17 protein-coding genes are annotated in these 20869 nt (G+C 50.6%); 4 read left to right on the plus strand and 13 right to left on the minus strand.

Features of this window, described 5'->3' with window-relative positions; genetic code table 11:
- Positions 1–45: 45 nt before the first annotated feature.
- The 6 genes from MRJ96_06380 to pyrF form a co-directional block, all read right to left on the minus strand.
- On the minus strand, positions 46–2049 hold the full coding sequence (locus MRJ96_06380; GenBank protein MDR4501060.1) for a response regulator: 2004 nt from the start codon (positions 2047–2049) through the stop codon (positions 46–48).
- Between the two features lie 340 nt (positions 2050–2389).
- On the minus strand, positions 2390–3592 hold the full coding sequence (locus MRJ96_06385; protein ID MDR4501061.1) for an ABC transporter permease: 1203 nt from the start codon (positions 3590–3592) through the stop codon (positions 2390–2392).
- Positions 3589–4797 carry an ABC transporter permease gene (locus MRJ96_06390; GenBank protein ID MDR4501062.1) on the minus strand — a complete coding sequence of 403 codons (1209 nt, stop codon included), beginning with the start codon at positions 4795–4797 and terminating at the stop codon, positions 3589–3591. Before MRJ96_06390 ends, MRJ96_06385 begins: the two co-directional genes overlap by 4 nt.
- Before the next feature lie 21 nt (positions 4798–4818).
- Entirely contained in the window at positions 4819–5538 is a 720-nt protein-coding gene (locus tag MRJ96_06395) for an ABC transporter ATP-binding protein (protein MDR4501063.1), read from the minus strand.
- Positions 5535–6686 (minus strand): efflux RND transporter periplasmic adaptor subunit, encoded by a 1152-nt coding sequence (locus tag MRJ96_06400; protein ID MDR4501064.1) that lies wholly within the window; start codon positions 6684–6686, stop codon positions 5535–5537. Before MRJ96_06400 ends, MRJ96_06395 begins: the two co-directional genes overlap by 4 nt.
- Before the next feature lie 151 nt (positions 6687–6837).
- Positions 6838–7566, minus strand: a complete 729-nt coding sequence (gene pyrF, locus MRJ96_06405; GenBank protein ID MDR4501065.1) for an orotidine-5'-phosphate decarboxylase — start codon at positions 7564–7566, stop codon at positions 6838–6840.
- Positions 7567–8085: 519 nt separating this feature from the next.
- Between pyrF and MRJ96_06410 the strand changes: the two genes are divergently transcribed.
- Positions 8086–9966: a TonB-dependent receptor gene (locus MRJ96_06410; GenBank protein ID MDR4501066.1), complete on the plus strand. Its 1881-nt coding sequence runs from the start codon at positions 8086–8088 to the stop codon at positions 9964–9966.
- Positions 9967–10174: 208 nt separating this feature from the next.
- Positions 10175–10768, plus strand: coding sequence for a DUF3365 domain-containing protein (locus MRJ96_06415; protein ID MDR4501067.1), 594 nt, complete (start codon positions 10175–10177; stop codon positions 10766–10768).
- Positions 10769–10781: 13 nt separating this feature from the next.
- Here MRJ96_06415 and MRJ96_06420 read toward each other — a convergent pair whose 3' ends face one another.
- Positions 10782–12191, minus strand: coding sequence for an SEL1-like repeat protein (locus MRJ96_06420; GenBank protein ID MDR4501068.1), 1410 nt, complete (start codon positions 12189–12191; stop codon positions 10782–10784).
- A 574-nt stretch (positions 12192–12765) separates the two neighbouring features.
- Between MRJ96_06420 and MRJ96_06425 the strand changes: the two genes are divergently transcribed.
- Positions 12766–13935 carry an aromatic ring-hydroxylating dioxygenase subunit alpha gene (locus MRJ96_06425; protein ID MDR4501069.1) on the plus strand — a complete coding sequence of 390 codons (1170 nt, stop codon included), beginning with the start codon at positions 12766–12768 and terminating at the stop codon, positions 13933–13935.
- On the opposite strand, the gene MRJ96_06430 is transcribed toward MRJ96_06425, so the two are convergent.
- From MRJ96_06430 to MRJ96_06445, 4 genes are all read right to left on the minus strand, one after another.
- A complete protein-coding gene (locus MRJ96_06430; protein ID MDR4501070.1) occupies positions 13929–14342 on the minus strand; it encodes a response regulator in 414 nt (137 codons plus the stop codon). The two genes, MRJ96_06425 and MRJ96_06430, sit on opposite strands and share 7 nt — an antisense overlap.
- Positions 14343–14353: 11 nt before the next feature.
- On the minus strand, positions 14354–14737 hold the full coding sequence (locus MRJ96_06435) for a response regulator (GenBank protein MDR4501071.1): 384 nt from the start codon (positions 14735–14737) through the stop codon (positions 14354–14356).
- A gap of 237 nt (positions 14738–14974) precedes the next feature.
- Complete coding sequence (locus tag MRJ96_06440; GenBank protein ID MDR4501072.1) at positions 14975–15682, minus strand: response regulator transcription factor; 708 nt, start codon at positions 15680–15682, stop codon at positions 14975–14977.
- Complete coding sequence (locus MRJ96_06445) at positions 15679–18666, minus strand: PAS domain S-box protein (protein ID MDR4501073.1); 2988 nt, start codon at positions 18664–18666, stop codon at positions 15679–15681. The genes MRJ96_06440 and MRJ96_06445 overlap by 4 nt, the downstream gene beginning before the upstream one ends.
- A gap of 335 nt (positions 18667–19001) precedes the next feature.
- Here MRJ96_06445 and MRJ96_06450 point away from each other — a divergent pair, with 335 nt between their 5' ends.
- Positions 19002–19685 carry an ankyrin repeat domain-containing protein gene (locus tag MRJ96_06450; protein MDR4501074.1) on the plus strand — a complete coding sequence of 228 codons (684 nt, stop codon included), beginning with the start codon at positions 19002–19004 and terminating at the stop codon, positions 19683–19685.
- Positions 19686–20076: 391 nt separating this feature from the next.
- On the opposite strand, the gene MRJ96_06455 is transcribed toward MRJ96_06450, so the two are convergent.
- On the minus strand, positions 20077–20385 hold the full coding sequence (locus tag MRJ96_06455; GenBank protein MDR4501075.1) for a HigA family addiction module antitoxin: 309 nt from the start codon (positions 20383–20385) through the stop codon (positions 20077–20079).
- A 108-nt stretch (positions 20386–20493) separates the two neighbouring features.
- Positions 20494–20772, minus strand: coding sequence for a type II toxin-antitoxin system RelE/ParE family toxin (locus tag MRJ96_06460; protein MDR4501076.1), 279 nt, complete (start codon positions 20770–20772; stop codon positions 20494–20496).
- Between the last annotated feature and the right edge of the window lie 97 nt (positions 20773–20869).

The raw sequence follows: 20869 nt of genomic DNA on the forward strand, positions 1-20869 counted from the left end.
ATTTATAACCTCGAACGAAGACCATGGATCGGCCTGCCAACCTGTTTAGACGGTTGGGACCTTCTCCGCCTGTTGAGTATAGAACGGTTGTTCATCGAGAACATGACGAACGATAGGGGCCAAGTCCCTGATGGCCAACGGTTTCATCAAATAGCCACGAATGCCAATGGCTTTGGCCTTTTCAGCAGAGACAATGTGGCTAAAGCCGGTGCACAAGATAATCGGGAGTTCTGGACGAATCCGCAACAATTCACGGGCGAGGGCATCTCCAGGCATGGTGGGCATTGTTTGGTCTGTAATGACCAAATCAAACTGCTGCGGATCGCTTCGAAATAAATCTAACGCGTCAACGCTATTCGTTCGAACGGTCACGGTATATCCCAGGTGCGTGAGAAGCTCTTGCCCTAGGCGAACGATGGTTTCTTCATCGTCAACGAAGAGGATGCTCTCCTTGCCATTTGGGATAGACGCTTTCGTTGAGAACACATCCCAGATGGCGGTGTGAATGGTCGGAAGATAAATGTCGATTTTGGTACCGATCCCCGGAGCGCTTTCCACCTGAATCGTGCCACCATGTGTCGTGACTATACCATGCACGACAGCTAGCCCCATTCCGGATCCTTCTCCTGTGGGCTTGGTCGTGAAGAATGGATCAAACATCCGTTCCACGACATCCGGAGGCATACCGGGCCCGCTGTCTTTTACCGTGAGCCGTACGTAAGGACCAGGCTTGATATCAAACCGTTCAGCCATTGGCTCTTTCACTTCCATATCTTCTAGCGTCAGGTCTAAAAGCCCACCGGATTCCCGCATTGCATACTCAGCGTTCGTGCAGAGATTGACGATCACTTGGTGAATTTGGGTGGAGTCGGCCATAATTGTGGCTTGTGAGAAGATGTTCTGACGAATCTCAATGGTAGAAGGAATGGTGGCTCGAAGCAGTTTGAGGGCTTCGAGAGCGACCAGGTGAATGTCGATGGATTTTTGTTCCTGGCCGGATTGTCGACTGAACGTTAAAATTTGTTGCACAAGATGCTTGGCACGATGTCCTGCCGTCAGGACTTCCTGAAGATTGCGATTGGTCCGACTTTCTTTCGGGACCGTGGCTAATGCTAATTCGGTGTACCCAAGGATGGCCGTCAAAATATTATTGAAGTCATGGGCAATTCCTCCGGCCAGGGTCCCAATGGCTTCCATTTTACTGGACTGGCGAAATGTTGGCTCTGTCTTTTGCAGGGCTTCTTCGGCTCGTTTCCGGTTTGTGATGTCTTCTTCGATGCCCGCGATACGATAGACTTCTCCCTTTTCATTCTTGATAGGAAATGCCCGAGATTCGATCCATCGTACTGAGCCGTCTGGCCGAATAATCCGGTAGGTTTCGTGGTACGATCCCTCGATTTGCTTGGGGATGGCCAATTGGAGACATTCTTGATCATCTGGGTGAACGGCCTGGAGGAAACTTGCAGGGTCTTCGCAAAGACTGGCGCAGCTTCTTCCCCATATGGATTCATAGGCAGGACTCACATAATACATTTGAGTCTTGTCAGCGGAAGATAGCCAGAACACCTCATGAATATGCTCGGCTAACTGCCGGAATCGCTCTTCCCGTTCTTGAAGTATGGCTGTGCGTTCGGCTACCGCTTCTTCGAGCTCGCGGGCGTATTGGCTTAACTGGCTTCGCATCGCACGGTCAACTTGACGAACAAGTTCTCCCTGGCGTTGCTCTTTCTCAATGTAGGCAAAGGCCCCGAGATTGACTGCATCCTTGGCTGAATCCAAGGAGCTGTAGGCGGTATGGATAATGACTCGAATGTCTCTTGTCGCGTTCTGTAAATCTTCCAAAAGTTGGATGCCGTTCATGTCTGGAAGCCGTAACTCAATGATGGCAAGTCCAAAGCTTTCGCGTTTTACGTAATCTAACGCTTCCCGTGCAGTTCCCACACCCATCACTTCATACCCCTCATTCCTCAATTCGTTCATGAGTTTATCCTGTTGTCCGAAATCTGGCTCGACGATAAGGATACGAGACAATCGTGTGGGTTTCGTCATAGAGTTCATCCTTTCCTAGGTTTCTAGGACTGGCGTACAATGCAATCGAAAAACCATAGCAGCTTATAGCCGTTTCCAATAACTTCCGCATGGCTCAACGTCGTACCGTGCGGAGTTGGTCGTCTGTATCGATTGGAACGTATTTGGATTCGCTATAATCTGAGAATCATAGCAGTCTTGCCATATTGAGTCACCAATTTTCTCTGGCGAGTGCGAATTCCAACACGCTCCAGTAGGCGCAAATCAACGAACTCTATAGGATCACACATTTCAAACGTGCAGAAGGTACTGAAACGGCACTAGAAAAATTGAATGTTTACTGATGTTTATGAGGCAGAGCCTATTGGGTATGAAGAGCGATAACTGGATCAATCGAGGCCGCATATCGGGCGGGAATGAAGCCAGAGCATATTCCGGCCAAGCTACTCACGGTGAGTGCCGCCACAATATAGGTTGGATGAGGATGAACTGGGAGTTGGGGGATCCAAATCGTGAGGATCTGCACGATGCCTAGTCCGCATACTAATCCACTCGCACCCCCGATCATCGCGAGCACGACAGATTCGCAGAGAAAAAGCTGGTAAATCTGCGTGGAGGTGGCCCCTGTAGCTTTCAAAAGCCCTATTTCACCGGTTCGTTCGCGTACGACCATCCACATGACGGTCATGATTCCGATGGCCCCAACGACCAGGGAAATTCCCCCGATGATAGCTACCGCCACCGTAATCACCTTCATGATGCCATCCATGGTATCGAGCATCGCCGCCTGTGTGACAATCGTGAAATCTTCTTCCCCACGATGACGTTCGACTAACAAGTCTCGGATCTGGCGCAGGATGGTTTCGAGCCGACTTCCAAACCCAAACGCGACTTGAATTTCATTGAGTTCATCCATGTTGAAGAGAGACATGGCTGAAGCCACGGGCACATAGACGGCATCGTCGATGTTGAAGCCCAGCAGGGTCCCTTTGCGTGCCATGACGCCGATGACTCGAAACCGATGGCCAGCGATCCGCACAAACGATCCCAGGGGTGAGGCGTCCCCAAATAACTCGGTCTTCAGCTTTGGGCCTAAGACGGCTATGGGTTGTCGGCGAAAGGGATCCCCTGATGGCAGGAAACTGCCGGATCGTACATTGAATTTCCAATGTTCCGGCATCTCCGCTGTGACGCCAAACACTGAGACGCTCCGTCCTCGTCCTTCTGACTCGACTCTGGCGTTGCCGACGGACACAGGAACGACCCGAATGACGCCATCAAGTTGTCGAATGGCTTCGGCGTCTTCTAGCGTGAGCGGGTGAGTGGTCCCGCCCAAGACGCCTGGAATTCCGATGGTTTTGGTTTTCCCTCGTGTGATCGTGAGGAGATTGGTGCCGAATTGAGTAAATTGAGAAAGCACATACCGGCGGGTTCCTTCGCCGACGGAGGTCAGCAATATGACGGACAGCACTCCGATTGCAATGCCCAGCAGGGATAAGCCGGCTCGCGCCGGCCGCGCCGTGATAGCTCCCCAGGAAAGAGCCAAGACGTCCATCGATCTCATGTGACGCGATGCTCCAATGCTTGAATGGGATCGAGCTGTCCCGCACGACGCGCGGGAATCAGTCCAAAGACGATCCCTACGAAGATGGACATCGCCACGGCCGAGATGGAGGCCCAGGCGGGAGTCGAAGCCGGAATCGCAGGGTATAGCGTGACCAGTCCTTGTACGAGGCTCCAACCGACAGCGAGCCCGATTATGCCTCCTGCCAATGACAAGACTACGGCTTCTGTCAGGAAAACCAGTAGGATCTGACCGTTTCTGGCGCCCAGAGCCTTCAGGAGACCGATCTCTTCCGTTCGGTCCGACACGGCGACCAGCATGACATTCATGACGCCAATCCCCGCCACAGTTAAGGAAATGATGCCGATCGCCGCTAAGGCAAGAGTCAAGGCATTCAAAATAGAAGAAAAGGTGCTGACGACGGCATCTTGCGTGATGCAGGTGATGTCGTCTTCGCCATGCCGTTGAGTCATGAGCGTGCGGATGCGATCGCAGGTGGTTTTCATGTCGGATAGCGAACGGACTCGAAGCAGAATGCGAAATAAGGAATGACGGTTCAGAAGCTGCATGCCTGTCGCTACCGGGACGATGACGAGATCGTCCATGTCCATGCCCAGTTGAGTGCCGCGTGGCGCCAGTACCCCGATGACTCGCATGCGCCAGTCGGCGACACGGATTAATTGTCCTAAGGGGGAAACGCTGGGAAACAGTTCCTGCGCTACACGATGGCCTAACACGACGACCGGAGATCCTCGTTGAGGATCTCCGGCTGGAAGAAAGTGTCCAAGGGCGATTTCAAGGTTGCGAACATCGAGAAAATCTGACGTCGTCCCAACGATGGGAACTTGTCGCCGTCTTTCACCATAATGAACCGTTTCCGTTCCCATTGAAATGGGTGCGAGGTATTGAATGGCGCGAACGTTTCGACGAATGATCTGACTATCGGCGATCGTTAAGTCATGGGGAGCCCCGACGAACCCCGGAAACGCGCCAGTCGTCTCCGTTTTGCCAGGGATAATAATGAGTAAATTGTTACCGATCGACATGAATTGATTGACGACATATCGTCTGGCGCCTTCTCCTAGCGCAGTTAAAACGACGATGGCCATGATTCCTATGCCGATGCCCGTTACACACAAACCGACTCGAATGGGATGACCTTTGAGCGCAGCACAGGCGAAGCTGAATAAGTCTTTAGAAGACATGGCTCTTCGGGCAGCACAAATTTAGTAAAAAGATGGGGGCACGACGGATGCAGATCTCTTTAGATCGTCGTCGGCTGTTCGCTGGACGATACGTCCATCGCTGATCACCAACACACGTTCAGCTCGCTGAGCGACGTGGATGTCGTGAGTGACCACGATGAGTGTCTGTCCTTGCTCATGGAGATGGTCGAGAAGACCAAGAATCTGTTTCCCCGATTCACTGTCCAGGTTTCCGGTCGGCTCGTCGGCCAGGATGAGTCGGGGGTTCATGATCGTCGCTCTAGCGATGACGACCCGTTGACGTTGACCGACGGATAGTTGATCCGGTCGATGATGCGCGCGAGATGACAGTCCGACGGCATTGAGAGCGGTCGTGACACGTTGCTGCCGCTCCCGTGGGGCGATGCCGGCGAAGATCATCGGCAGCTCAACATTTCCAGCAGCGGTCAGGCGCGAGATCAGATGGAACGATTGGAAAATAAAGCCAATAACCGATTGACGCAGATGTGATAATTCCGTGTCGCTCAACTGATTGATCTCTTGCCCGTCGAGTTGGTACCTCCCCTCACTTGGCCGAAGAAGACAGCCCAGCAGATTGAGCAATGTTGACTTACCCGACCCGGAAGCTCCCATGATAGCGACGTATTCACCGGCCCTGACCTGCTCTGTGACGTCTGCTAGTGCATAAACCGGTTGATCACCGACTTGGTAAGTCTTGGAGACATTGTCGAGCCGGATCATTGGGCTATTTCATCGGCTATCCGTACGGGATGTCCGGGTTGAAGGTCAGCTTGATCCAAAGAGGTGACAACGACTTCTCCCTCTGCAAGCCCATTCAGGACTTCAACGTAATCCCAGTTTTTGAGCCCAGTCTGGATGGAACGTTCTTCGATATGGCCTTGATCGACGAGCCAAACCTTGTCGCCTTCGAGCAACGACGTCCTGGGAATTCTCAAGACATGCTCGTGTTGTGAAAGAATGATTTCGACATCCGCCGAGGTCCCCGGTAAAAGAGTGGTGGCCAGATCCTGATCCGTAAGTTCTACTTCAATCTCAACCGTCCGGTTTTGTTCTTCAATATCTTCCACGTAAGGCGAGACCTTCACGACGCGGCCAGCGAAGGAACGCTTGGGGTACGGATCCATGGTGACTCGCGCGGTTTGGTCTGTGTGAACCCTGGCCGAATCGACTTCATCCATCGGGGCGCTGATAAAAATGGAGGTTGGATCGAGGAGGTCCAGCACGGCAGGAATCGGGACGCCGGGAGGAGCCGGGGTGGTCCACTCGCCAAGCTCGACTTTCACGTCGGCGAGAATCCCATCGAACGGTGCACGCAACGTCATTTTTTCCAACTGCGCCCGAGCTTCCTTGATGCGAGTTTTGGCGCGTTCAACACTGGCGTACCCTGCTTGACAGGCCGCGGCGCTGGTTTGCGCCGTGCTGTGCACCTTGTCGAGTTCATCCGTCGAAACGAGTTCTTTACGTGAGAGATCCTGAAACCGTGCATACTCTCGATTCGCGCGGCTGGCCTCTAAGCATGATCGCTTACGATTGGCTTTGCTGACGACCAATTCCCGTTGAGCCATCTCGAGGTTGGAGACTTCGGCGGCGTCATTGAGTCGTAAGAGCAGATCGCCTTTCCTCACGAAATCGCCCTTCTCAAATGGCACAGAAATCACCCGTCCGCCGACCTCTGAGGACAGATGAGCCCGTCGTCTTGCCTTGACCGTCCCGGCGCGTGAATTGGTGATTGTTTCTTCCACGAGTCCCTTTTGTACTCGCGCGACCTTCACCGTGACGGGTTCAGGCACCCATACCCACGTCTTAAGGACTACGATGACGATAAGGGTGCCGGTCAGCGTCATGGCGAAGGAAAGCCATGGTTTCATACACAGAAATATATCATATCGTCATCAGGCTTCTTGGCCCCAACGTTTTTCTGACGAAGTGTGACCTTTGACAACTTCTTTGTTCAACACTTCCTATTGAATGGATCGGGTATAGGAATGGTCGCGATTGAGGCAAAGAGGGCGGAGCAGCTTAAATAGCGGAGTCTATTTCTTCGATAATTCGCTGGGCCATCGCTTTCCTGTCCATGGCGTCGCGGATGGGGCGACCCACCACGATGTAATCGGCTCCGTCCTGAATGGCTTTCCGGGGTGTGAGGGAACGTTTATGTTCATCGGTTGACAAGCCAGAAGGACGGATGCCAGGGGAAACGAGCAGCACGTTCTTCCCGAAGCGTTCTCGAAGCCTTCCGACGTAGGCTCCGGAGGCGATCAATCCGTCACAGCCTTGAGCGATGGCCTGATCGGCTCGCCAGAAGACATACTCGTCAAGCGTGTCAAATCTTGGGATGAATCCCTCGGCCGGCCCAACCAGGAATAATTCTTGTAAATCTTTTTCATTCCAGCTTGATAAAAGCGGGACGGCCAAGAGTCGTAATCGGTGATTTGTTTTTCCAGAGCAAGCGGCTTGGAGGGTGGCGCTGTTTCCGTGAATAGTCAAAAAATCGACCTCCAAAGACGCCACGTTGGCCACGGCTCGACGAATGGTTTCGTCGACATCATGCATTTTGAGATCGAGGAAAATCCGGCATTGTCGTTCACGCAACTCGTTCAGAAAGTCGCGTGACGGTGCCGTGAATAATTCAAGCCCGATTTTGTAAAAATTGACGATTCCATCGAGCTCGTCGACGCACTTCCTGGCCTCATCAACATCGGAAAAATCCAGAGCGACGATCAACCGTTCAGATGGAGAGTGATTCATTGTATGCGGTCGTTGAAATCGAGCAATCGTTCGAACAAAAGTGATCTTCAAGAGGTCTGAGGTCGAAATTGTAAAAGGTTCTGGCCGGAAATGCCAGAGTCCGGTCTTCCCGCCTCCATGCAGGCACTCGACCTGCGTAGTCTGATTTCTCAACCGCTGTCAGTTCCAGGGCTATGGATAGCAGATGGCTCCTCTCGTCAAAGGTTCCCATTTTCTGCGGGTCACGTACTTAAGGGAAACTTTCAAGAATCCGAAACATTCTAATGAGAACCGCTCAAAAGACGTACCTGTGCCTTTCAAGCCCGACTCCGAGCTGTATTGGGAAAAAGAACGTTTGATCAAGGTAGGACTGTGAATCGATCTTTTGTTGTGACTCAAGGCGTTCTTCTGCTTTGCTGTATCGTCTTCGCTGCCGTATTTCCTTATCATGGGACTGTCGCTGCTGAGACGAATATGAACGAAGCGGCACAAGATAGCATGCCTTCTGATGATCTTACGTAACTCTCACTTGAAGAGCTCATGAATGTAGAAGTCACGACGGTATCCAAGAAACCTCAACAGCTTTCACAAGCACAAGCCGCGATTTATGTATTATCGGGCGAAGAGCTTCGTCGTATGGGAATCACGAACATTCCAGATGCTCTTCGTTTGGTTCCCGGGATTCAAGTGGCAAGCATCGATTCTAATAAATGGGCGGTAACCGTCAGGGGATTTAATGATCGTTTTGCGAATAAATTATTGGTGCTGATCGATGGACGGAGCGTGTATACACCCTTGTTTGCCGGGGTCTATTGGGAGGCGCAAATGGTTCCGTTGGCGGATATCGATCGCATTGAGATCATTCGAGGTCCTGGAGGGACGCTCTGGGGAGCTAATGCTGTGAATGGTGTCATAAATATCATGACGAAGCGTTCAGATGAGACGCAAGGAGCGCTGGCCTCCGTCGTGATCGGTAATGAGGAGCGAGGCTTTGGAACGCTTCGTTACGGTGGGAAAATCGGAGATGATTTCTCATACCGGGTGTACGGGCAATTTCGGAGTCGTGACACCGGGTTTCAGCAGATGGGGGCACATGATGATTGGCAATTAGGCCAAGGTGGAATCCGAACAGATTGGGACCTCAATTCCAAGGACTCCCTGACCATACAAGGGGATTATTACCGAGGAGATGCTGGCCAGCAGATCACGACTCCTGTGTCGCCCGATGCCGGACCCATGGCTCCAGCGGCGGTGACGACATTCGATGAAGACGTGAAGCTTCGAGGTGGTAATGCTCTTGTACGCTGGCGACGAACGATTTCGAATAATGAAGTGTTCATGGTTCAATCCTACTACGACCATGTGTTTCGCGAAGAGGCCTCACTGTATGAAGACCGCCACATCGTCGATCTGGAAGTGCAGCATCAATTTCCGTTGTTGGCCCACCATGATACCGTGTGGGGGTTGGGTTATCGGTTAACCTATGACAATACTCGCTCCAATGAACTGTTTCGGCTTTCGCCGTCGAACCGTACGGTCAACCTGTTTAGTGGATTTCTTCAAGACGAGATGAAATTTTTCGATGACGCGCTGACAGTGACTGTCGGTTCGAAATTTGAACATAACGCGTTTTCAGGGTTTGAATACCAGCCAAATATCCGGATTTCTTGGATGCCCGAACCGAACCATACCTTGTGGGCGGCGGTCTCGCGGGCTGTCCGGACACCGGCGCGCGGAGAACATGATGTCCGGCTGCGGGTTGTGCCCACGCCAGCCACGGCTCCCGTGACTGTGGCGATTTCCGGCAATGACCAGATGCAAGCCGAAAATCTCCTCGCCTTTGAACTCGGCTATCGTACCCATCCCCATTCGACATTGAACGTGGATATCGCAGGATTTGTGAATCACTACGACGATCTTCGGACGTTTGACGCCATTTCTCCTCCGCCAACCATCACCATTCCGTTTTCCAATAGAATGCATGGAAATACCTATGGGGTCGAGGTTCTGGCGCAATGGCAGGCGCTTGATGCCTGGCGACTGCAAGCGACCTATACGTTCCTCGCGATGGACTTGGAATTGGAACATGGAAGTGTCAGTAGTGAAAAGTTACGTGAAGATGCCAGCCCTCATCATCAAGCGACCCTGTGGTCTCGCATGAACTTGCCTTGGAATTTAGAGTTGGATGGGGATATTCGATATGTCGGAGATATCAGTGTGACAGGCGCTCCCGTCAGTCATTATTTTTCTGCGGATGTCCGGTTGGGATGGCGCCCGACGCCAGATTGGGAGTTTTCAATCGTGGGACGGGACTTGCTGGATAATCGTCATGCTGAATTTTTGCCGACGTTTTTGGCCACCCAAGCCACCGAAGTGCAACGGAGTGTTTTCTTCAGAGCCACCTGGCGGTTGAATCTCTAGCACGTCCTTCCTGGAAACGATCAACATCTCCAACTCTGATATTCCGTTGGCCTAGTGGCGCTCCATTGCCTTTCACGGCTTCTCGCGTTGTTTGTCTTCCCTCCGTATTGTGCAAAGTTGACCAGCTCGTGTCTCATTTGAGACATTGTAGCCCTGAGTCTGCCGAGACTGATTTATATCCAGAACGGGGAAAATGGAGGGTCTACATATGAGGTATCACGCGTTACTGTGGGGAATAATCCTGACCGTGTTGGCGGGTGGAAGTTCGACAGGGTATTCGGAGAATCCATCTCACTCACTCGCAAAAGACGTCGTGGCAGCCGAACAGGTTGCAGAATTTATCCACGCCATTCTTGATGCAGATCGGACGCTTTACACGACTCATGTAGTACAACGGATGCAGGAAAACAATGTGGTCAAGGCAGAAGAATCATGGAAGAAAGAGACTGCGCTTCCGTTACCAGCACAGATGTTGACCCTTTCTGGATTGCACGTAAAGGGTAAGGGAATGGGATTGGAGTATCGGCTGATTAGTCTTTGGCCAATTTATGAAAAAAACCGGCCAGCTACCTGGTTTGAACGAACGGGACTGGAGGCGATTGAAGGAGATCCGAGCAAGCCATTTACGGGTGTCATAAAAAAAGACGGACGTCGTTACTTTACCGCGATCTATGCCGATACGGCTATTTCGTCCTCATGCGTGAATTGTCACAACGCTCATCCTCTGAGCCCAAAGAAAAATTATAAGCTCAACGATGTGATGGGTGGGATGGCCATTTCTTTTCCTTTGTCAGGTTTTTAGCGATGCGTGCTCTCTAAGTAGCCGGCTTCTGACCATTGGGTCCGAGCGCACCGTTCTTTTTGGTCATCCACTCGCGCGCTAATTCTTGAGCTTTCTCGATCTCTTCATAGCTCATGTCCGATGCGACTCTATACAGTTTGATTTTTCCCTCTTTATGTCCACTGGCTGCGCAAAGATTGAGCCACATGTGGGCATCCACGTAATCTTTTTGTAATGCGTACAGATTTCCAAGCTTGAATTGGGCCTCCGCATGTCCTTGATTCGCTGAACGGGTATACCAATCCATCGCCTTTCGATAGTCCTGGGGAACACCTCGACCCGTCTCGTACATTTCCCCCATGCGTCGTTGCGCGATAGGATGATTCTGCTCAGCTGCACGGCTATACCACCGACTGGATTCAGTCAGGTCAACACCCACGATCCTTCCGGTCATGTATATGTCGCCAAGTTGTAGTTGGGCTATCACATGGCCTTGTTCAGCGGCCAGGCGGTACCAGCGAATGGCCTCGGCCTGGTTTTGGGGGACACCCCGGCCTTTGAGGCATAGCGAAGCCATCCGCAGTTGAGCGACAGCATGACCTTGCTCGGCTGCCATTCGATACCAACGGCTGGCTTCAGTTAAGTCTTGGTCGACACCATGTCCTTGTTCGTACATCTCACCAAGGTGGAGTTGGGCTTCCGCCTCGCGTCGGCTGGCGGCCATTTGATACCAGCGGCTGGCTTCTTGATAGTCTTGAGTGACTCCCAGGCCTTCAGCGAACAATTCTCCGAGGCGCAGCTGGGCTTGGGAATCTCCTTGATTTGCGGCCATTCGGTACCAAAGGCTGGCTTCCTGATAATCCTGTGGCACGCCTTGCCCCTGTTCAAACATTTGGCCAAGGCGAAATTGAGCTTGGACATCTCCCTGATTGGCCGCCATATGATACCAGTGACTGGCTTCCTGAAAATTTGCTGGACTCCCGTTACTTTGTTCATACATCCGTCCAAGCCGGAGTTGAGCCAGCACATCTCCTTGACTCGCGGCGAGCCGGTACCAACGGCCGGCCTCGGCATGGTCTTGAGAAACACCGTGCCCCATCATGTACAACTCCGCCAAACGTAACTGTGCGGTGCTATTGCCTTGATCGGCCGCACGTCGATACCAATGGCTTGCACGTTCATAGTCTTGTGAAACTTCGTGGCCAACAGCATACATCTCTCCTAACTGCACTTGGGCCTCAATATCCTTCAACTCCGTCGCACGCTTGTACAATTGTTGCTCTTGTACAGAAGAAAACGTCGGCTCTTTCCGGCCGATGTTGAGGATGTCGAGGGTTGAACATGCATGAAGGGAAAGAATAGCGGTGGGAAGCCATAATAAGGCATGGAAGAAAGAACGCAAACGTGAAAATCTGCCAAGGGAAATCGTGGATGTATGATACATATGAGAACTCCTTGTGATACAAACCAGGCAGGACTCCTTAGTTCGATCGAAGCCGTATTCAGGTATCACAATTTTCCTCATCCGATACGAACGAGGAAAAAACTCGCAACCGCGGTAGAGGCTGAGGGGGGTGAGCCCTCCGTGGCAAGTTGCACGCTCTTTTCTCAATCGTCAATGTAGAAAGGAACGATTGCGCAGGCGGTAAGAGAGCGTAATGAGTCTATACACCCCATTCATCCAGACATAAAATCTGGATGCATGGGATCATAAAAAAGCAAAAACTATTATATTCAGATGGTAAAGTCAATTAGGGGTTATAACTTTGGTCATGCGAGGAAGGCTGTGAGTAAAGGCCGGATTTAGAACTGTTGTTCAGTTGGATTTTTTACATTCAGCATACGTGAAAGAGCGTTCGGATCTTCCATGACAGCTTTGCATGGAACGGCTATCGGTCATAGGGTGTGGTTATCACTATCCATAGGCGAGAAATTTTGGTATAAGAACATACCCCTCTTTTTTGTAGCGTTTCTACTCCCCTCTGTAATCAACAACTGTTCATTCCCCAAACTTCTTCATGACGAAACCACTTCCTGTGCATGCCGAAGTTGCACTTAAGGTCGTTGAGGCTTGTGCGCATCAACCTCCCGCAGTGCATCCGCTTCCGGTCTCTCTTGTCCCCGATTTGCGAAAAGTCGGGAGTCATCCGGATAATTGGTATCCGCTCGCACGTTCAAAGGATCTCAAAAAAGGTCAAACATTAGGACGTTCTTTCGCCGGCGATCCTATCGTATTGGTCAGGACCGAAAGCGATCAGGTGTATGCTCTTGAAGATCGATGCGCACACCGGCAAGTTCCCCTCCATCACGGTGTTGTTCATGGTGAACATTTACAATGTGGATATCATTGTTGGACGTTCGACCGAACAGGGAGTTGTGTCGGAGTTCCATATTTATCGAAGGGCCAGGCGCGTCCCAAAGGCGTAAGGAGCTATCCTTGCCGCGAAGCGTATGGATTGATCTTTGTCTTTCCCGGAAATATCGAAAAACTAACGGACACGGTCTTTCCCGAAGTTTCGTTGGCAGATGACCAGAAATACAAGACACGGTTCCTTAACCGTCGAGTCAACTGTCATTACTCGTTCATGCATGAAAATCTCATGGACATGAACCACCAGTTTTTGCATCGTCGGCTGATGGGTGGCATTAGGACGACGTGCCTAGAACTCCGAGAGCGGGATCATGTCGTTGAGGTCGATTACACGTTCTCCAGGGTCAAGGGCTCACAACCGCTTGGGGAAAAACTGATCTTAGGGAACCCGCAACATGTTCAGGCAGGACCCGAACATGATCTGATGACCATCTGCACCGACTATCCTTATCAAACCCTGAAGTTTTGGACGGCCGGGAGTACTGAACCTGCGTTAAATCTTTGGAACGTGTATGTTCCGATCGATCGTGAACAATGCCAGAATCATACTTTCGGGCTGATGATGATCCGAAAGCCCTCGTTCCCCGGTTTAATCCACCTGCTATGGCCATGTATCGTGTGGTTTACCGAGAGGATCTTTGCCGAGGATCGTTGGATCGTCGAGGAAGAACAAAAGGCTTTCAATCGGCAAGGAGCAGATTGGAATCAAGAAGTCTTTCCCGTCATTGAACGATTGCGGGCGTTACTCAGACGAGAGGGTGTGGTCTTACAGGGGTGTGCGTCTGATACGGAACGCTTCAGGACTTCGTCCTATTGACAGGTGTTTTTCGTCCTAGCCAATGGAATATCGGTCTGTTCCTGGGGGTCTATGACTTGGCGGACGACTGAAAGAAGTTCCGTGTGTGTGAAAGGTTTGGTCAAAAACGCATCGACTCCAGCCCGTTGAGCAGAGCTTCGTAAAGAATCGGGGAGATACCCCGTCACCAAAATGACAGGAGGTATTTTGTCCTTGGGCCTGGAAGACAATTGCTGTAATAATTGCAAGCCTGTCATGCCTGGCATGTTCTGGTCAGAAATCATCAGGTCGAAATGCTCAGTGTCTATGGCATGAAGAGCCTTTTCTCCATCTTCAACGTCTCGGCACACATATCCATGGATTTCCAGAATCTGTTGGAGCATCCAACGAAATGCCCTGTCATCATCGATGATGAGAATATGTTCCACCCGCTCTGTCCTCAGAAGATGTCGCAGCACTTCTTGGAAAGCACTTCAAGATCGATGGGTTTCACGAGGTAGTCACGAGCACCCCATTTCTTCGCTTCATTCATGAGTTCCATGTTTGAGGTTGCGCTCATGACGAGGACCGGTAGACGTGGATAGAGGAGGTGGATGTGGGTAAGCATCGTGATTCCATCCATGACCGGCATTTGGATATCAAGAAGAATTCCGTCAAAAACCATCCTTGCGAGTTTCTCCAACCCCTCGGCGCCATTAGGTGCGACCGACACGGCAAACCCGAATGACTTCAGTCGATCTTGAAGCATCAGACAAATATCGGGGTCGTCATCGACGACTAAGATGTGTCGAGTGGATTCTGGATGGCGATTGGACAAAGACACGTATCTTACCTTCCCGCTAAAAGGGTAGAAGGTTCGGGATAAAGATGCTATTCGTGATTGCTTCGAATGTTATAAAGAATGTGCAAGTGATGGAGCAGCAGGGATATCAGGATGCTTCGGGAGGCCCGATGGCAACGGTCTGGTTGTTAGAATCATGAACCGATTCATGGGGCTGGAGGGAGAAAGATTGCCGGTTTGTCAGGATGAGGCGAGATAGGGGAGGTGTTGAGGGTTCATCTACGGTTGATCTTCTTGAAGATCATGCGTGAATCGATATCCGACCCCTGGGTCCGTCAGGATGTACCGCGGTCGTGCTGTATCGCGCTCGAGTTTTTTCCTCAGCTGCCCGATGAACACTCTGAGGTATTGCCCCTGGTCGATCTGCGATTCTCCCCAAATGGCCTTCAGGAGAGTTCGGTGGGTAAGAACCTTCCCTCTGTACTGAATCATGTATTTTAAGAGGTCATATTCAGTGGGGGTCAGCTTAATGAGTGAATGGTTCAGTCGAACCTCCCGTCGCTCAAAGTTCACCGAGAGATCTCCGCATCTGAACACGGGTTCGGCTCCCGAAACCATCGCAGTTCGGCGCAACGCAGACTTCACGCGTGCCGATAATTCATCCATGCCGAAAGGTTTCGTGACGTAATCATCAGCTCCGCTTTCGAGAGCTTCCACCTTTTTGCGTTCGTCGCCAATCGCTGAGAGTACGATGATCGGAACAGGAGATTCCGTGCGAATCCGACGCGTCAGTTCGACTCCATCAATCCCGGGAAGCACCAGGTCAACGATGATGACGTCCGGCTTCCGTCGTTCGATTGATTCGAGCGCATCTTCTCCCGAGGCGGCCGTGGTGACGACATAGTGTTTATCCTCAAGATTAACTTGTAATGACCGCCGGATTTGTGGTTCGTCATCAATGACGAGTATGTAGGCGCCTGACGTCATGATTCCGATGATCGGTGAAGACCGTCCAGGGAAAAATTCCCCATCGACTGTGTCATGGGTAGTGTGAACGTGATGAAGACCTGGTAGCTGTTCGACTCTGCCCAAATGCGTCCACCATGAGCTTCGATGATCCCTTTACAGATGGCTAAGCCTAAACCCGTACCACGGATCGGTTGCTTCCGGGAGACTGGACGACGATAAAAGCGATCAAAGATGCGAGACAGATCTTGTTGGTCAAGGGGTTCCGCAGGATTGGTAATCTTGACCGTTATTTCCCGATTCTCGACAGCCACCATCAGATGAATGGGTGAGCCGTTCAACGAATACTTCATCGCATTGTCCAGTAAATTAATGAAGACTTGCTGGATTTCTACCGCGTCGACAAAGACTGGAGGAAGGTCTTCGGGAATTTGGACATTGATTTGCTGTGAAGCTGTGCTCACTTCGGTACGGCGAAGTGCACCCTCGACCAGATCTTCTAAGGGATGCCATTCTTGGCGCGGAGTGAGCGTCCCTGCCTCAATTTGCGACATATCCAATAGATTATCAACCAAGTGGCTCATGTAGTTAATTTCTAAGTCGACTTCTTTCAGGAATTCTTGTTGAAGTCCTTCCCTGTTCGATGACCGATTGGTGAGCAGGTTCGAGACCGAGGCTTTCATGGCTGTTAGGGGCGTGCGGAGTTCGTGAGACACCGACGACAGCAAGGCAGATTTTAGGGCATCACTTTGCTTAAGCGCCTCAAGCCGCTTTTCTTCGCTCTCGCGCAAACGTTCTTCAGCCAGTTTTCTTTCCGTAATGTCTTCAGAGATTCCGATGACCTTGATGATCCGGCCTTCACCGTCACGGAGCGGGATAAAACTTTTCGAGAAACATTTCATGTGACCATGCGATGTCGTGTGACATTCAAAATCTACGGGTTGCCCCTGGGCGGCTTGTGCAAAGTACTCCCGCATTCGTTGGTGGTCACGCTCTTCTGCGAGCGTCAGGTACGAGCGACCGGTGATCACAGAGCCATCGGCAGGATTCATCATCTGGTTGCCAGCCTGATTTATCGAACTAATCATTCCATTTAGCTCGATTTCATGAATACAGAATGGAACATGCTCGATCAGGGAACGAAAACGGGCTTCACTCGCTCGTAGTTGATTCTCGATCTGTTTACGCTCGGTAATGTCAACATTCAGGCCGTCGAGATAGAGCAGCTCACCCGACTCATCGAATATAAAGCGTCCACGCGCGAGAATCCACTTTGTTTTCCCGTCGCGTGTCACGATTTGATGCTCATTCTCGTAAGGCAGGCGTTTGGCCAGGGCTTCTTGTATAATAGGCCAGACACGCTCATTTTCTCCAGGAGCCATGAGGGTGTCATATGTTGTTGTTCCCGCAAGCAGGGCGGAGGCCGACACTCCGGTGATGTCTTCGATCCCATCACTCACGTAGATGACGGTCCAGCGCTTGTCATTCAGGCAACGATAGGCAAAGCCTTTTGGCAGTTGCTCGAGAACGCTTTGCGTGAGCGCTTTCCACTCCTGGAGTGCTCCTTCGGTTTTCTTTCTCTCGGAAATGTCCTCGCAGACGATGAGAACGACCAAATCGCCTTCCTGATCGTACACGGCCCGCGCCACTTCCTTCACCCAAATCACATCGCCATGTTTTCGTATTTTTCGAAATTCCCAAGTAAATACTGTTAAAGGGTTCTGGATGCATGCCTGAAAGTGTTCCTGAACGTGAACCTGATCTTTCTCAAAAAACAGGTTCAGGACGGACTGGCCCACTAATTCGGAGGCCGAGTACTCAAGCTGTTGAGCACCAAATTTATTGACAGAAAGAATGATGCCCTTCTGGCTTACCGTGAAATACATCGAGGGGTTATCTTCATACAGCGCGCGATAGCGTTCTTCACTTTCTCGTAAGGCAATCTCGGCCTGTAACCGGTCCGTGATGTCCTCGGAAATGCCTAGCACGTATTGTGGGGCACCGTCTTGGTCAAGAAGAGGTATTTTCTTGGTAGACACATGTCGTTTCCCTAGGCTTTTGGTAGGAAGAATTTCATCTGAAATATCGACACGTTCGCAGGTCTCCAGGACTTCTCGATCCTGCTGGACAAAAAGGTTCGCGATGGCTTCAGGGTGTATTTCAAAGTCATCTTTTCCGAGAATTTCTTCTCGTGCATATCCTGTCAGCAGCTCGCTTGCTCGGTTACAACGGACATACTGAAGAGTATCCGCACGTTTGACGAACACGACATTCGGGATATTTTCAATGATAGAGTTTAAAAATAGTTCACTCTGACGCACTTCTGTCTCCGCACGTTCTCTTTCGACGATTTCTTCTTCCAATCGTCTGCCGTCTCTGACGCCTTGGACCGTAACCAACGCTCCCAATAATCCGACAAACATGGCGATGACCGATTCCCATTTCACCATCGACGAGATATTCTGTTCGGAATAGCGATCAATTTGCTTGACCGCCTGGTCCGCGATTTTGACCAACTCAGTGTTCTGATCCCGAAGGTCTTCCAGTGCCGGCCCGTAATCCGGGTGCGTCGGTTTGAGAGCGATAAAGTCTTCTGTTTTATCAATGAACGCCTGAAAAGCGGTTTGTTGCTCACGAAGCGTGTTCGCGATTGTATTCGTTGGAACCTCTGGAATGTGCTGATTTCGTCCTCCATCGAAAGGAGGGGTAAGGCGTTCCCCTTCGATGAGTGCGGTCAGCGTTGAGCGAATCAGTTGCCTTGTGGCGGTATAGTCTGCGGATACCCCTTGTGTCGTTAACATGACTTCATTGAAATGTCGTTGTAGCAACATGCGTTGACGGCCTGCCAAGTCAATCAGTACCGCATTGGATTCTTCATTCTTGATGATCGCGGTCGTATAGAACAGCATTCCGAGGAGGACCGTGAGAAACATGACGGTGACGATCGCGAAACGTCGACCTAAAGTCTTTGTTTCAGCCGGATGTTGAGTTGATGGTGTTGGCATGGTCGTCTCTGTAACGAGATTCATCTTCATCATAATACCGGGGGATGGGGGGACTGCAAGCCTACGCAGGGATGCGACAGACCATGTGAAGTCTTTCATGAATCCTGGAATATATAGCAGGTTTAAGTCTCTAAGTGTTACATAGTGATACTTCCTTGATAGGCGGTTTCCTTCGTGACTCTCTCTTACTCAGCAAAATTGAACAATGAGCAGTCTGTCTCTGAACCTAAACAGAAATTTGTGAAACGAATGCAGTATACTCATTCATTTACCTATCGCGACTGACGGGCTATTGAGAGTCTCTTTTTCAACCTATTCATAAAGGACCGGCATACATGAAGACTATGGTCGCTAGCGTCAGTCTTTTGGGCGTGAGCGCGTTAGTCGCCGTCTTGAGTTTCGCGAAACCGGGCATGTTTTTGAGTGACGAAGAGCTACGCCTTATGGAGGCCGTCGCCCAGAATGACCTGACTACTGTGCGCGAAGTGATAGAGACAGGAGTCGATATCAATGCCCAAGATGCGCGAGGGCGTACGGCCTTACTCATGGCTGTTGAAGGGCACAGTCTGGAAATAGCCAAGACGTTATTGGAGGCCGGCGCAGATGTAAACCTACAGGATGACAAATTGGATAACCCGTTCTTGTTGGCGGGAGCCGAAGGCACGGTCGACATCATGAAACTCATCTTGCAAGCTACTCCAAATTTTACCCTCTACAATCGCTTTGGGGGGACACCGCTCATTCCCGCCGCGGAACGGGGCCATGTAGAGATGGTTACACTGTTACTGAGTACGAAAGTTGATGTCAATCATGTGAATCATCTTGGATGGACGGCCTTGTTGGAAGCCATTGTTTTAAGTGATGGGGGGCCGCGTCATCAACAGATTGTCGCGCTGCTCGTGGATGCCGGAGCGGATGTTCATATTGCCGATAAGGAGGGTGTGACACCGCTACAGCATGCTCGTCAAAAAGGGTTTTACGAAATTGCAAAGATTTTGGAATCTGTTCTGGGCAAATAAATTCAATCGTCAAGACAAGAGAGTCTGATTTGTCATGTATCACCAAATACGATTGCGATCGACTGGTAGTAGGGATGGTAACGAAGAGCAAACTGGGTGCGAAGATTTTTCAATGGTTGCATTTCTCTATTGAGAAATTTTGAGGTATCAATGAGGTCTTTTTCAAGGCTTCACTAAAACTTTAGAATCCTGTAAGAATTGTTGATAAAGCCTGCCTAAGCGAAAATCTCTTCGCGTAAAATTGCCCGGCTCAACAAGGGCAGTCCTCAGGTCCCTATTGCAGGATGAATTGACTTGATGAAAAATCTCCTTTCTCCTTTATACGCGAATCTTGCTTTATAAACATAAGCCCACACAATTGTGAACGGTGCAAACCAGAAGCGAAGGTGTTTCAGGTTAGCTGTAGGGCTCGTTTGATCGGTTTTACGGTAATCTTTTTCGCTAGGCCTTCGACTTGGGCAGCATCGTACTGAAACTGAACACGCATCCATCCTTCAGGTGTGCTGCCGAATGCTTTGGAGAGGCGGATGGCCATATCCCAAGATAATGATGCATGTTCATTCACTAAATTGTTGAGTGCGGACCGAGACACTCCAAGCAGTTTTGCCCCCTCGGTCACTGTTAAGTCAAAGGGTTCTAGGCAATCAATACGTACAAGTTTGCCTGGATGGGCAGGGTTTTTCATCTTTAATCCCTTCATCTCTACATCCTTTCCTAGAACACGATAGTTCCTTTGTTGTAATTCGTTTTCACTATTTTTTCCGATTTTGGTCAACACGACACGATTGACTATCCCATCATATGTGTTCTAGTGGTAATCTTCAAAATCCATATCTCGTGCATAACCATCTTGAAAACGGAACGTAATCCGCCAGTTGGCACGAACCGTCACGCTCCACGTGCCCTTTCGATTTCCTTTTAATTCATGCAAGTGATAGGAATACATATCCATTTCTTGAATTGTTTCCGATGCCGATAGTCTTGTCAAAATCGCCTCAATCCGATCGATCATGTCACTGGGCAGTCGGCCAGCATCCCCATCTGAGAAAAATCTCTTTAACCCCCGATGCTTAAAATTATGAGTCACACTCTTAGTGCATTGTGATGAGCGTCACGAGTCAAATTATCAAGCCACACTAGCTTTCAAGCGAGAACAGGCTGGTGTGGACCTCTACGCTGTCAAA

The organism is Nitrospirales bacterium, assembly GCA_031315865.1.
Lineage (GTDB): Bacteria > Nitrospirota > Nitrospiria > Nitrospirales > UBA8639 > JAGQKC01.

What these genes read in the sequence shown, in the direction of transcription:
- MRJ96_06455 (MDR4501075.1), bottom strand. Translation starts at nt 20,385, where the DNA reads ATGAAGGGATTAAAGATGAAAAACCCTGCCCATCCAGGCAAACTTGTA.
- MRJ96_06395 (MDR4501063.1), bottom strand. Translation starts at nt 5,538, where the DNA reads ATGATCCGGCTCGACAATGTCTCCAAGACTTACCAAGTCGGTGATCAA.
- MRJ96_06450 (MDR4501074.1), top strand. Translation starts at nt 19,002, where the DNA reads ATGAAGACTATGGTCGCTAGCGTCAGTCTTTTGGGCGTGAGCGCGTTA.
- MRJ96_06425 (MDR4501069.1), top strand. Translation starts at nt 12,766, where the DNA reads ATGACGAAACCACTTCCTGTGCATGCCGAAGTTGCACTTAAGGTCGTT.
- MRJ96_06390 (MDR4501062.1), bottom strand. Translation starts at nt 4,797, where the DNA reads ATGTCTTCTAAAGACTTATTCAGCTTCGCCTGTGCTGCGCTCAAAGGT.
- MRJ96_06420 (MDR4501068.1), bottom strand. Translation starts at nt 12,191, where the DNA reads ATGTATCATACATCCACGATTTCCCTTGGCAGATTTTCACGTTTGCGT.
- MRJ96_06400 (MDR4501064.1), bottom strand. Translation starts at nt 6,686, where the DNA reads ATGAAACCATGGCTTTCCTTCGCCATGACGCTGACCGGCACCCTTATC.
- MRJ96_06410 (MDR4501066.1), top strand. Translation starts at nt 8,086, where the DNA reads ATGAATGTAGAAGTCACGACGGTATCCAAGAAACCTCAACAGCTTTCA.
- MRJ96_06385 (MDR4501061.1), bottom strand. Translation starts at nt 3,592, where the DNA reads ATGAGATCGATGGACGTCTTGGCTCTTTCCTGGGGAGCTATCACGGCG.
- MRJ96_06440 (MDR4501072.1), bottom strand. Translation starts at nt 15,682, where the DNA reads ATGACGTCAGGCGCCTACATACTCGTCATTGATGACGAACCACAAATC.
- MRJ96_06380 (MDR4501060.1), bottom strand. Translation starts at nt 2,049, where the DNA reads ATGACGAAACCCACACGATTGTCTCGTATCCTTATCGTCGAGCCAGAT.
- MRJ96_06415 (MDR4501067.1), top strand. Translation starts at nt 10,175, where the DNA reads ATGAGGTATCACGCGTTACTGTGGGGAATAATCCTGACCGTGTTGGCG.
- MRJ96_06445 (MDR4501073.1), bottom strand. Translation starts at nt 18,666, where the DNA reads ATGCCAACACCATCAACTCAACATCCGGCTGAAACAAAGACTTTAGGT.
- pyrF (MDR4501065.1), bottom strand. Translation starts at nt 7,566, where the DNA reads ATGAATCACTCTCCATCTGAACGGTTGATCGTCGCTCTGGATTTTTCC.